Annotated in this window: 10 protein-coding genes; 2 read left to right on the forward strand and 8 right to left on the reverse strand. The window is 60.6% G+C overall.

Annotation, left to right across the window (positions count from 1 at the left end; genetic code table 11):
* The first annotated feature begins 67 nt into the window (after positions 1 to 67).
* A complete protein-coding gene (locus tag CS1BSM3_RS28850) occupies positions 68 to 202 on the forward strand; it encodes a hypothetical protein (protein WP_280174774.1) in 135 nt (44 codons plus the stop codon).
* Here CS1BSM3_RS28850 and CS1BSM3_RS25400 read toward each other — a convergent pair.
* The 6 genes from CS1BSM3_RS25400 to CS1BSM3_RS28900 form a co-directional block, all read right to left on the reverse strand.
* Positions 199 to 2,055, reverse strand: coding sequence for a response regulator (locus CS1BSM3_RS25400; RefSeq protein WP_072392644.1), 1,857 nt, complete (start codon positions 2,053 to 2,055; stop codon positions 199 to 201). The genes CS1BSM3_RS28850 and CS1BSM3_RS25400 overlap by 4 nt on opposite strands.
* A gap of 4 nt (positions 2,056 to 2,059) precedes the next feature.
* A complete protein-coding gene (locus tag CS1BSM3_RS25405; RefSeq protein ID WP_244540655.1) occupies positions 2,060 to 8,200 on the reverse strand; it encodes a HAMP domain-containing protein in 6,141 nt (2,046 codons plus the stop codon).
* Positions 8,201 to 8,427: 227 nt separating this feature from the next.
* Positions 8,428 to 8,691 (reverse strand): DUF5985 family protein, encoded by a 264-nt coding sequence (locus CS1BSM3_RS25410; protein ID WP_072392650.1) that lies wholly within the window; start codon positions 8,689 to 8,691, stop codon positions 8,428 to 8,430.
* Positions 8,692 to 8,949: a DUF5985 family protein gene (locus tag CS1BSM3_RS25415; RefSeq protein ID WP_072392653.1), complete on the reverse strand. Its 258-nt coding sequence runs from the start codon at positions 8,947 to 8,949 to the stop codon at positions 8,692 to 8,694. It abuts the gene before it with no gap.
* A 2-nt stretch (positions 8,950 to 8,951) separates the two neighbouring features.
* Complete coding sequence (locus tag CS1BSM3_RS25420) at positions 8,952 to 9,329, reverse strand: hypothetical protein (protein WP_072392656.1); 378 nt, start codon at positions 9,327 to 9,329, stop codon at positions 8,952 to 8,954.
* 281 nt (positions 9,330 to 9,610) lie between these two features.
* A complete protein-coding gene (locus tag CS1BSM3_RS28900) occupies positions 9,611 to 10,795 on the reverse strand; it encodes a DUF72 domain-containing protein (protein WP_210188829.1) in 1,185 nt (394 codons plus the stop codon).
* A gap of 279 nt (positions 10,796 to 11,074) precedes the next feature.
* Here CS1BSM3_RS28900 and CS1BSM3_RS25440 point away from each other — a divergent pair, with 279 nt between their 5' ends.
* The gene (locus CS1BSM3_RS25440) at positions 11,075 to 11,410 is read left to right on the forward strand and encodes a hypothetical protein (protein ID WP_072392658.1); all 336 of its coding nucleotides are present in this window, start codon (positions 11,075 to 11,077) and stop codon (positions 11,408 to 11,410) included.
* 63 nt (positions 11,411 to 11,473) lie between these two features.
* On the opposite strand, the gene CS1BSM3_RS25445 is transcribed toward CS1BSM3_RS25440, so the two are convergent.
* Both CS1BSM3_RS25445 and CS1BSM3_RS25450 read right to left on the reverse strand, forming a co-directional pair.
* Positions 11,474 to 12,352, reverse strand: coding sequence for an ABC transporter permease (locus CS1BSM3_RS25445; RefSeq protein WP_072392661.1), 879 nt, complete (start codon positions 12,350 to 12,352; stop codon positions 11,474 to 11,476).
* Entirely contained in the window at positions 12,345 to 13,139 is a 795-nt protein-coding gene (locus CS1BSM3_RS25450; RefSeq protein WP_072392664.1) for an ABC transporter ATP-binding protein, read from the reverse strand. The genes CS1BSM3_RS25445 and CS1BSM3_RS25450 overlap by 8 nt, the downstream gene beginning before the upstream one ends.
* Positions 13,140 to 13,164 lie beyond the last annotated feature (25 nt).

Here is a 13,164-nt window from a genome sequence, read left to right on the forward strand (position 1 = left end):
AATGCCGGCGGGTAGGAGAACGCGACCACGGATTTCGGCCGGCGACACGAAGCGCACCCGAGCAAAGATGATCCAAGTCATCGCATCGACGCGCTACGGCAATCTCTCGGCCCAACCCGGTTTGCGCCGTGCCGAGGAGGCTCAGTTGCGTGTTCTAGATGAAACAGCCGACGGCCGAGACAATGGCGCGCGCTACGACTAGCGGAGGCTTTGTAGGAGAGTGCTGATGGAGCTCGCATTGTACGGCTTGCTGAGCCTGGGAGCGCCCTCGAACACATGGTCCATTGGGTGCTGCCCATCGAACCCAGTTGTCAATGCGAAGGGAATATCCTTTTCGCGGAGTAGACTAGCGATGGGGCTGCTTGTGGCGTCCCCAAGCCTGACGTCGATCAGGGCGCAATCAATGCCGCCCTCTCGCACAAGTTCGATACCTTGCTCGATCGTGCACGCGGGCCCGATGACGCAATAGCCCTGATCCTCGAGGTCTTGGCTCAGTTGCAGACCAACCAGAAGCTCGTCCTCGACCACGAGCACACGCCGGAAAACCGTCGCATCGTGCTCCACTTTGGGATCTGGCTCTGGCTCCTGCCTGATCCGAAATGGTGTATTGCTCGTCGGAACGAGTGACCTCTCGAAGTCGAAGCGAATGCCGTCAGCTTCGAAGTTCAGGCTCGCGCTGCCTCCCATCTCCGATGCTGCGGATCTCAAGACTGTGAGACCGAAGCCGCGCTGCACTGGCTCAACGACGGGCGGCCCGCCCGTTTCTTTCCAGGAAAGTGAGAAGCGAGGCACGTCGCCGGCGGCTTCAATGGCGTGCCAGGAAATGGAGACTTGCCCATGAGCCGAGGATAGGGCTCCGTGCTTGACGGCATTGGTCGTCAGCTCATGAAGAACGAGCGCAAGCGACTGCGCCGTCCGTGCGGGCAACATGACTGTGTCACCCTCGGTCGAGATATTTGCCGCATTTGCGCTGAAAGGTCCCAAGGTGACGGAGACCAATTGACGGAGATCAGCCCCTCGCCAGTCGCATTGGCGCAGAAGATCGTGTGCTGCACTCATCGATTGAAGGCGCCCCTGCAGCGCCGCAACATATGCAGCTACCGATGTTGCGCCGGCACTCGACAGCCTCGTGATTGCGAGAACATTGGCCAGGACATTCTTGACGCGGTGATCCAGCTCGCCCATGAGCAAAGTCTGGTGCTCCTCCGCCTGTTTGCGCATCGAAATGTCGAGAAGCGTCCCGACAATGCGTTGGGGCTCTCCTGCGCTATTGCCGACCAGCTTGCCCCTGTCCAACAGCCAAAGGCCCTGGGATGCGGCGTCCGCCGCGACCCTGAATTCCATCTCGAGGGGCTGCTCGTCATCGTGAGTTCTGGTGAAGCGCTGCAGTAAGCTCCTTCGATCGGCCGGATGGACAATCTTCAGGACGCCTTCGAGAGAACCGAGATCGCTCGAGGGGGCGCGGAGCAAGTTGCAGACATTCTGCGACCACTGAAATCGCTGCTGAGCAACGTCAAATTCATAGCTGGCGAACTGCGCGGCGTCGGCGGCGAGCCTGAGGCGTTCCTCACTCCGGCCCAACATCTCGTTCGTCGCCTCGAGCTGCCGCGTGCGCTCCGCGACACGCGTTTCAAGCTCCTCGTTGATGCCTCTCAGAAGTTTTGTCTTGCGATGGAGGTCGACAAATACTCTGACTTTGGCCTTCAGGATTTCCGGCTCGACGGGCACGGGAACGTAGTCCACCGCACCGATCTTGTAGCCCTTCACGAGATCCTCTTGGCTAAGCCGAACGCCGGATACGATAATGATCGCCGTCTTCTCGTGCCGAGGATGCTGCCTGATCATCGCCGCGAGCTCGAAGCCGTCGATATCGGGAAGGCAAACGTCCATCAAGATGACGGCGACTTCCGTCTTGACGAGTACGGCCAGAGCTTCTTGCGCCGAACCCGCCGAGATCAAGGTCTCGCCAAGGCTCTCCAAGATCGCATGATAAGTCAGAATCTTCCCGGGCTGGTCGTCGACCAGGAGAATGGCGTCGCGCTGCTGAATACTCATTCAGTCACCTGTGCAGCCAAATTCGCAACGCTGAGAGGAGCTGGTCCGTATCGACGGGCTTCGCCAAATAGTCCGACGCACCGGCCTCCAGACATTTTTCCCGATCGCCCTTCATTGCCTTGGCAGTAAGCGCGATAATCGGAAGCTGGGCATGTTGCTCCCTGCTGCGGATTTCCCGCATCGTCTGATATCCGTCCATCTCGGGCATCATGATGTCCATGAGGACTATGGAGACCCCTCCGTAGTCGATCGCCTCGATGGCCTCTCGCCCGGTCGTGGCGGTGCGCACAACCATGCCCCGGCGTTCCAATACGCTGCTCAGCGCGAAGATGTTTCTGGCGTCATCGTCGACGACGAGAACCGTCTTGCCGGCGATGTCCACGTCGCTTTCGTGAAGCCGCTTGAGCAGCTCCTGCTTGTGCGTCGCAAGGTTGGCGATATTGAGATGCAGAAACAGCGCCGTTTCATCGAGGAGACGCTCCGTCGATTCCACACCTTTGATTGTGATCGTCTTCGCAAGTCGGCGAAGTTGACTGTCCTCGTCGGCGGTGAGCCCCCGTCCCGCAAAGACGACCACCGGCACTTGCGATAGTTCGGAACTCTCGCTCATGCGCTCGAGAAACTCGAATCCTGTCATGTCAGGTAGCTTGAGGCTCAAAATAACGCAGTGGACTATCTCTCCTCGCAGGTGGGCGAGCGCTTCGTCTGCGGTTTCCGCCATCATGATATCGACGTCGTCATGAGCCAGCAGACCCGCAATACTCAGTCGCTCCTGCTCATCGTCCCCTACGACAAGAAGGCGGCGACGTTCGTTGCGGGCGAGCGAACGCATCCGCGTCAGTCCACGTTCAAGCTGCTCTGAAGATGTCGGCTTCGCGAGATGCGCGAACGCGCCGCGGGAGAGGCCGTGATTGCGATCATCGTCCATCGTCACGATCTGGACGGGGATATGTCTGGTGAGTTGATTTCGCTTGAGCTCTCCGAGGACGGACCAGCCGACCATGTCCGGAAGGAACACATCGAGGGAGATGGCGGTCGGGTTATAGTCGAACGCCAGGGATAGGGCATCTCTACCTTGAGATGCCCACAGCACCTTGAAGTGATTGCGCCGCGCGACATCCATCAGCAACCGCGCAAATACGGGATCATCCTCGACGACGAGCAGAACATCCTCGCCGGGGCCGATGTCGTCGCGATCATCATCGAGCGAAACGTGCGGTTTCTCGCCGATTGCAGAGGTGGGCACGGCTCCGAGCGGCTCCATGCGCGCATTCTCCAGGCTCTCGTGAGCCACTGCGCCGGAGTATCGTAGCGGCAGGAATAGTGTGAATGTGCTGCCGACGCCGGGCTTGCTGCGCAGTTGAATTTCGCCACCCAATAGGTGTGCAAGCTCGCGGCTAATGGCCAATCCAAGCCCCGTGCCGCCGTACTTCCGGCTCGTGCTCGCGTCCGCCTGCTGAAACGCCTCGAAGACAAGCTTCTGCTTGTCGAGCGGGATGCCGATGCCAGTATCGGCCACTTCAAGGGCCACCACCGGCGTTGTCCCGAGTGTGGGATGCTCCGCAGGCCATCCGCGATCGGCGGCGAACGCGGAAATGCGAACGCTGCCGTCCGACGTGAATTTGAATGCATTTGAGAGCAGGTTCTTGAGGATCTGCTGAAGCCGCTTGGAATCGGTATGGATGTTCCTTCCCAGGGCCTGATCGAGCTTGATCTCGAATGTAAGATGTCGGCGTTCTGCTTCATGGCGGAACGGGCGCGCCACCGTCTCGAGGAGGCCAAGCAAGGAGATTTCTTCTGCGTCGACGGTGACGGTCCCGGATTCGATCTTCGACAGATCGAGGATGTCACTGATGAGATTGAGTAGATCGGTTCCGGCGCTCAAGACGGTGCGGGCAAACTCCACCTGCCTGTCCGTAAGATTGCCGTCAGGATTCTCTGAGAGCTGTTGGCTCAGAATCAGGATGCTGTTCAGCGGCGTCCGCAGCTCATGGGACATATTGGCGAGGAACTCGGACTTGTAGCGCGATGTGAGGGCCAGCTCCGCGGCCTTTTCCTCGACGGCCCGTCGTGCCAGATCGATTTCCTGATTTTTACGCTCGACCTCGACATTGCGCTCTGCCAGCTGTTGCGCCTTGAGCTCGAGCTGGTCGTTTGTTTGCTGCAGCTCCTTTTGCTGGCTCTGCAGCTCGGTGGCGAGCGTTTGTGACTGCGTGAGCAGGCTTTCGGTCCGCATCGTCGCTTCGATACTGTTGAGCACGATGCCGATGTTCGCCGTGAGCTGCTCGAGAAAGGTCAAATGGATCGGCTCGAACTCATTCAGCGACGATATCGAGATGACGGCTTTGATCTGGTCTTCGAAGGATACGGGAATGACGGCGACGCTGCGAGGGATCGCCTTGATCAGTCCGGTATCGATACGAACGGTATCTCGTGGAATGTCACCAAGCAGGATACTCCGCTTGTCGACGGCACACTGACCGATGAGCCCAGCTCCCAAAGCCAGCTCGTCTGGAAAGCCGTCTTCGACGGCGTCTCCATACGCCGCCAAAAGCTTCAACGGCTTTGCTCGCGCCTCATTGGTGACACGATAGATGACGCCCTGGTGAGCCTTGACGAGCGGCACGAGCCTCGAAAGAAGAGTCTTGCCGACCGTCACGAGATCCCGCTGGCCCTGCAGCATGCCCGTAAAGCGCGCTAGGTTCGTCTTCAGCCAGTCCTGCTCGGTATTGCGCTCCGTGGTGAGGCGGAGGTTACCGATCATCGTATTGATGTAGTCTTTGAGCTCCGCGACCTCGCCGCGCGCCTCGACCTGAATTGAGCGTGTGAGATCGCCTTCGGTAACCGCGGTCGCGACTTCTGCAATGGCGCGAACCTGGCTGGTGAGGTTTTCTGCCAGCAGGTTGACGTTGCCGGTGAGGTCCTTCCACGTGCCTGCCGCGCCAGGCACGTCGGCCTGACCGCCGAGACGACCTTCGACGCCGACCTCACGGGCAACGGTCGTCACCTGATCTGCGAATATCGCCAATGTCTCCGTCATGCCGTTGATCGTTTCCGCAAGGGCGGCAACTTCGCCCTTCGATTTCACTGTGAGCCTCTGCTTGAGGTCGCCCTCGGCGACGGCGGTCACGACCTTGACGATGCCGCGGACCTGCTCGGTCAGGTTGGCCGCCATGTCGTTGACCGTGTCGGTCAGATCTTTCCACGTGCCGGCGACACCCGGGACCGTCGCTTGTCCGCCGAGCCGGCCCTCAGTTCCGACCTCTCGCGCGACGCGCGTCACTTCCGAGGCAAAGCCATTGAGCTGATCCACCATGGTATTGATGGTGTTCTTGAGTTCCAGGATCTCGCCTTTCACGTCGACGGTGATTTTGCGTGACAAGTCACCTCGCGCCACCGCGGTCGTGACCTCGGCAATGTTACGCACTTGGGTCGTGAGGTTGGCCGCAAGCAGATTGACGTTGTCCGTGAGATCCTTCCAGGTGCCGCCGACGCCAGGAACTACGGCCTGACCGCCGAGGCGTCCTTCGGTCCCCACTTCGCGGGCAACGCGCGTGACCTCGGCCGCAAACGACCGAAGCTGCTCCACCATCGTATTCAGTGTTTCCTTGAGCTGGAGGATTTCACCGCGCACGTCGACGGTGATCTTCTTGGAAAGGTCACCACTCGCGATGGACGTCGCGACCTCGGCAATATTGCGTACCTGAGCCGTGAGATTGCCGGCCATGAAGTTCACGCTGTCCGTCAAATCCTTCCACGTGCCGGCGACATCCGGCACCGCCGCCTGTCCTCCAAGTTTCCCTTCGGTGCCCACTTCGCGCGCGACGCGCGTCACCTCGGAAGCGAACGAATTGAGCTGATCGACCATCGTGTTGATGGTGTCCTTCAGCTCCAGGATCTCTCCTTTGACGTCCACGGTGATCTTGCGCGACAAGTCACCCCGCGCCACCGCGGTCGTGACCTCGGCGATGTTGCGGACCTGCGCCGTGAGATTTGAGGCCATCGAGTTGACGCTGTCGGTCAAATCCTTCCATGTGCCGGCGACATCGGGCACATTGGCCTGACCGCCGAGCCGTCCCTCGGTGCCGACCTCGCGCGCGACGCGGGTGACTTCGCCCGCGAAGCGATTCAGCTGGTCGACCATCGTGTTCAGGGTTTCCTTCAGCTGAAGAATTTCGCCTTGAACATCAACGGTGATCTTCCGCGAGAGATCGCCGCGCGCAATCGCTGTTGCGACCTCCGCGATATTGCGCACCTGATCGGTGAGGTTTCCGGCCATGGAATTCACGCTATCGGTGAGATCCTTCCAAGTCCCCGCGACACCGGGGACGATCGCCTGCCCGCCAAGTTTGCCGTCCGTGCCGACCTCGCGCGCGACGCGCGTCACTTCCGCGGCGAAGGCGTTGAGCTGGTCGACCATCGTGTTGAAGGTTTGTGCAAGTGTCAGGATCTCGCCGCTGGCGCTGACGGCAATCTTCTTCGAAAGATCTCCTTGCGCGACGGCGGTCGCCACCTCCGCGATGCTGCGGACCTGTCCGGTCAGGTTTCCGGCCATGGAATTGACGTTGTCCGTCAGGTCCTTCCATTTGCCGGCCACACCGCGAACGACAGCTTGGCCTCCAAGCTTTCCTTCGGTGCCGACCTCGCGCGCCACGCGCGTCACTTCACCGGCAAAAGCATTGAGCTGATCGACCATCGTGTTGATGGTTTCTTTGAGCTCACGAACCTCGCCGCGCGCATCGACGTCGATCTTCTTCGACAGGTCGCCGCTCGCGATCGCGGTCGACACTTCTGCGATGTTGCGCACCTGCGTCGTGAGGTTCGACGCCATCGAGTTGACGCTGTCGGTCAGGTCCTTCCAGGTCCCCGCAACGCCCTGGACATCGGCCTGGCCTCCGAGGCGGCCCTCGGTACCCACTTCGCGGGCGACGCGTGTGACTTCCGATGCAAATCCGTTCAGCTGGTCGACCATCGTGTTGATGGTCTCCTTGAGCTGCAGCATCTCGCCGGAGACATTGACCGTGATCTGCTTGGATAGATCCCCGTTGGCGATAGCCGTCGCCACATCGGCAATATTTCGCACCTGACCGGTGAGGTTGCCGGCCATGGAATTGACGTTGTCGGTGAGATCCTTCCATGTGCCTGCCACGCCGGGAACGGTGGCCTGTCCTCCCAGTCGGCCTTCTGTGCCGACCTCACGCGCGACGCGCGTAACTTCCGACGCAAAGCCATTGAGCTGATCCACCATCGTGTTGATGGTGTTCTTCAGCTCGAGAATTTCGCCCTGTACGTCGACAGTGATCTTTCGCGAGAGGTCGCCTCTTGCAACAGCCGTGGTGACCTCCGCGATATTGCGGACCTGCGTGGTAAGATTGGCCGCGAGCAGGTTGACGTTGTCCGTGAGGTCCTTCCAGGTGCCACCCACACCAGGGACCACCGCCTGTCCGCCCAATCTCCCCTCGGTACCCACCTCGCGCGCGACGCGCGTCACTTCGGCAGCGAACGAGCGAAGCTGGTCAACCATCGTGTTGATGGCTTCCTTGAGCAGCAGAATCTCGCCGCGGACGTCGACCGTGATTTTCTTGGATAGATCGCCGTTGGCGACGGCAATTGTCACCTCCGCGATATTGCGAACCTGCGCCGTGAGATTCGACGCCATGGAGTTGACGCTCTCGGTCAGGTCCTTCCAAACGCCGGTCACCTCTCGAACCTGCGCCTGCCCTCCCAGCTTGCCGTCTGTTCCGACTTCCCGAGCAACGCGCGTCACCTCCGACGTAAAGACCGACAACTGCTTGATCATCGTGTTGACGATCGTCGCCGTCCTGAGAAACTCACCTTTGAGGCGGCGCCCATCGACATCGAGCCGCATGGTTTGCAGAAGGTTGCCCTGCGCCACGGCTTCGATGGTCCGGGTGACCTCACCCGTTGGCCACAACAGGTCATCGATCAGCGCGTTGACCGAGTTCTCCATCTCGCCCCAGGCGCCACTTGCTACGCCGAGCCGCATCCGGCGTCGCGTTCGCCCGTCCTTGCCGACCACTTGGCCAACAGTTTCGAGCTCGTGCGCCATGCGAGCGTTGGCGGCGACGATATCGTTGAGGGTGTCGCAAATCTTACCGAACAGCCCGGCTTGATCGCCCGGCATCCGCACCGTGAAATCGCCCTCCCGGACGGCTTGAAGCGCGCTCAGAAGTTCTACAAGCCCGCTGTCTGCGTGCTGAAAGCGCCCGCCTGCCGCGGCAATGCTCTCGGCCGGGTCACGCATAAAATTCCCCCTCCAATGGCGTACGGCGGGCTTCTGCGGAGCCCCAAGCTGGGCCCGCATCCCTACGCAGCGATTGAACGCACGCGGGAGTTGGATGGTTCCGACGCTCAGTCGATCTTTTGTGAGCCGTTCTTGTTGCTCACGGCCGCAATGATGAGGCCGAACGTGAGCAGGCGCGTCAGATAGGCATAGGGCTCAAAATCCTCGGCAGCGCCGATGAGTGCGAGTGCAAACCGCCCCGCGCTGTCTATGGCGAAGGCCAAAGAAAACATCATGAAGAAGCGATCGCGCGTCTGGTGCCAATACTTCAAGAAGAATAGCGCCGCGACTGCCGACGCCATTGCCACCGCCCCTGAAATCACCGCTGTCATTCACTCGGAATCCCAGACAAGGCCATAGATAAGAACCGCCATCGCCACAAATGCAGATGCTGCGCGGGCCGGAACGAAGTCGATGTCCGGAAAGACCAGCTTGTCAGCGATCAGCAGGACATTGTTCAACGTCAGGCCGACAAAGCAGAGCCCACTCCACAGCAGCAACCGATACTGGCTGCGCCGGTAAGCCCGCAACAAGAGACAAGCACACGTGAAGGCAGTGAGAGCGCAGAGACTGTAGATGAGCACCGCCATTCTTACGGGTCTCTCCGAAACCTGAAGGCGTCTGCAAAACGTCTAATTTTGCGACCATGCTCGTGAATAAGCTTAGTCACCGGAATGAGCTGGCGCGCATGAACTTCCGCGGTCTTCGCGACTATCGCGTCGAGTTCCGAGGAGGAGCAATGATAGCTGTATCCCTCAGCATCCTTATTGAGGAAGCCCAGGCTCATCAAAGTACGAAGCACATGCTCCGCTTCCGTCGATGAGACATACAGTCTCTGCGCCAAGGCATCTGCGCTCCAACTAGCAGTCTCGCGGCGCATCAGTAGGAGCGCCTCGAGCTCCGCAATCGACGCGATCGTTCTCAGCAGGAAATCAGTGACGTCCCGCGGTATGGGCTCGTTCGCTGCCATCCTTCCCTCAGCTCAGTTCGTCAATAACGACTGAGCTAGACGCTGGCAACCCTCGGCCATATGGCCCGGAGTTTTGGGTACGCGACAAGTAATGGTGCGCGCGAGCGGGAGTCGAAAGACGAGCAAGCCCCCATGAGCCGCTTCTCCGCGGCCGGATCTCAGTGTGCTCAGAAACTCGACGTGGCGTACGGATCGTTGGGCCTCAACCTATGGGTACTCGTGCCGGCCTTCGCCAGCGTTGGTCTTATCGCACGCCATCCACGCCAAGGGTATTGGACATCTCAGGCGCCAAGCATGGACAAAAGTCGCCGAGCGTCCTTGGGTGCGGCGCTCTTCTGGTCGTTATCGAAATAGACGAATACCTCACGACCGCGCCGTCGCCAGCGTCGGATGTGATCCGCCCAAGAGTTCAACGTCGTCTCGGGATAGCGGCCCTTGTAGCTTCCAGCCGGCCCATGGCCACGCACGTACACGTGGCGCGCCGTCACTTTCCATGGCGCCGGGGCTTGATGGTGATCCGACAGGCATAGCGCAGCATTGTGCTCACGGAGCAGCGCGAGAATTTTCGCCGCATACCAGCTCTCGTGCCGAAACTCGAAGACATAGCGGTGCTTGCTGGGCAGCATCGCGAGGAAGTGCTCGAGACGACTGGCGTCCGCGTCGAAGTTCGCAGGAAGCTGAAACAGCACCGGCCCGAGCTTGCTGCCCAGCGCACGCAACCTCGTGTTCATCAGCCTGAGCGAACTCGGGCATGTCTCGCCGAGGCGTTTCCAGTGCGTGATGTACTTCGATGCCTTCCAGGCAAATAGGAAATCATCCGGTGTTTCGTCCCGCCACCGATGGACCGTCGCCAGGGAGGGCGTTCGATAGAAGGATCCATTGATCTCGGTCGTCGCGAACTGAGTAGCGTACCAAGCAAGCCACCGCTTCTTGGCCACATCGCGTGGATAGAATGGGCCGCGCCAGCCGTCATAGGCCCAACCGGACGTTCCGATCCAGATATGGCGAACGGCTGTCCTTCTCAGCGTCGCGGCCATAGCTTGATCTTCATGGCACACTCCAACATCTGCACGAATGCGCTCTCCCGCCGACCTGACACGGCCGACAGTGCGATAACGATCATCGATCCGCCAGGGATCCGCTACTTCTTGCGGCGAGCCCGGGTCCGCGCCGCCTTCTTTGCAGCCATCTTGCGGCCCGCGGCTCCCTTCGTGCGTGCTGCCTTGCGGGCAGCCTCCGAACGATCGGCCGGAGAGCGTCGTGCGGCCGGTGCTCGACAGCCTGCGCCGAAGATATGAGGCTTGCATCGAGATCGTGCCCGTGGCCAAGCCTGCCTTGGCGGCGACGGCCGCCACCTGCGTGTGCCGCCAACCGTCCTCGGCGACGAGATCGCGGGCGGCCTTGAGAATGCGCGCGCGATTATCCTCCAGCCGGACGACCACGGCAGGCGTGCGGCGATAGACCACGGCGCGCCTCAAGAAATGAACTTAGGTTCATCGCAAGTGAACTACAATTCATTCTTTGAGCCCAGCAGGCGGGCGAGCGTGATTGCGGCCCGCGGAGCAGCCTCACCTTCCTTAACGATCAGGGCCGGTGATCTGGTCAATGCGGACCTTCGCCGATCTTTGCTACGGAGGAGATGATGGTAGCCAGACCGAAGTTGAGCTACGACTCCCTGCCCCGTGCGGTCGAAGCCGTCCGGCGGCTCGTCAGGACGCCATCGGCAGGGTTGGAGCAAACCGCAAATGACAGACGTAACCGTCTATTCGCTGGTCGCGGGAATCGCCGCTTTGCTGGGAATGATTGCCGGGCGCGTATTTGCGATAGAATGCGGCAAAGGGCTCACATCCATTTTCGCCGCGGCGTATATCGCGGCGGGTGTAGGCCTGATGAGCTCCATCATGATCGGACCGATACTCGCTTTGGTGGCGCAATATCTCAGTAGTGGGACCACCACTTGGTTTAATGCTCTGGAAGTTGCGGGCACTTCACTGCTGTGGGGCACGGCGGCAGGTGCGGCCGGCGGCATGGCAATCGGCATGGTAATTGCGGTGCTGCCGTCGAGATGGTTCGCGCGGTAGCTTATTGCACTCGGGACGTGCGGCTCCGGCAGCTTGCCCGCACGAGGGCGTCGGCAGCTCAAGTCAGACTTGCATGCCCCAGCGCTGGACAGTGCTGCGCTCCACGAGACGGAACACAACGTTTTCGACCAGCAGACCGAAGATGATCACGGTCAGCAGGCCTGCGAATACGCCAGGGATATCGAGCTGGTTCTTGTGCTGGAAAATGAACCAGCCAAGCCCGCCATCACCGCCGCTCGCGCCGAAGACAAGCTCCGCCGCAATCAATGTGCGCCACGCAAATGCCCAGCCGATCTTGAGGCCGGTGAGGATGCTTGGAAACGCACCTGGAATGAGAATTCGGGCGACGTAGCCGACTTTACTGAGGCCGTAGTTCTGTCCCACCATGCGCCACGTGGGGCTGACCGCGCGGAAGCCGGCATGTGTATTGAGCGCCACCGACCACAACACAGCGTGGATGAGAACGAAGACGATGCTCGGATTGCCGAGGCCGAACCAGATCATGGCCAGCGGCAGAAGGGCGATCGATGGCAACGGATTGAACATCGAGGTCAGAGTTTCGAGGAGATCAGCGCCGATGCGCGTCGCGCTCGCAAAGGCAGTGAATACAGCAGCGAGCACAAGGCCGATCACATAGCCCTGAAGCAGCAGCTTGATGCTGAACCACGTGGATCGCGCGAGCTCGCCGGAAGCAAGCCCCGCGATCAGGGCGGAGACCGTATCGAGGAAGGTCGGAAAGAGCAGACTATTGCCGAGCCAGCGGGCATAGAGCTCCCAGGCCAGCGCGATCAGCACGAGCAGGATCGACTTGCGCACGGCGGCAAAGCCGATCAGACGCTCCCACACGCCAAGCGGCTGCTGGACGACACCGAGACCCGAGGTCGACACGGTATTGAAGATTTCGGGCCGCGAGGACACCGTGCCGGAAGTGGCATCAGACATGGGTGGCACTCCTCTGGCTCGCCGGGGCGTCGAACAGCAAATCCTCGATCTTTTGGACAAGCGGCTTGCCGCTCGCGTCCAAAGTGTCCGCGCCGGAGCTGTTCATCTCGGCTTTCACCTGCCCGGGATGGGCACTCAACAGCAGGATGCGGCTGCCGATGCGCACAGCTTCGGGAATGGAGTGGGTGACGAAGAGGACGGTGAACTTGGTGTCGTCCCACAACTGAAGCAGCTCCTCCTGCATCTTACCGCGTGTGAGCGCGTCGAGTGCTGCAAACGGCTCGTCCATAAGAAGGATTTCCGGCTCCATGGCCATGCCGCGCGCGATGGCAACGCGCTGCTTCATGCCGCCGGAGAGCGTGTGCGGATAGCTGTCGGCAAAGCTGGTCAGATTCACCTTGGCGATGTAATGCATGGCGCGCTCCTCCGCCTCACGGCTCCCCATGCGGCCGCTCGCCGTGAGCGCGAACATGATGTTCTGCTTCACTGTCTTCCACGGGAGGAGCTGGTCGAACTCCTGGAACACGAGAACGCGGTCCGGTCCGGGCTTGGTGATCGGGGCGCCGTTCAGACGGATCTCGCCTTCGACGGGGCGGATATAGCCGCCGACCGCCTTGAGCAGTGTCGATTTTCCGCATCCCGAGGGGCCGACGATCACGAACCGGTCCGAGCGATGGACGTCGAAGCTCACGCGGTAGGTTGCGGTGACCAGATGATCGCGCGTGCGATACTGCAGCGTCACGCCCTGCACCGTGAGCAGAGATTCACTGCCAAGTCTGTCGTGCATGGAGGCGCCTAGTGAGAAAGCTGAG

It is taken from the genome of Hyphomicrobium sp. CS1BSMeth3 (assembly GCF_900117415.1).
GTDB lineage: Bacteria > Pseudomonadota > Alphaproteobacteria > Rhizobiales > Hyphomicrobiaceae.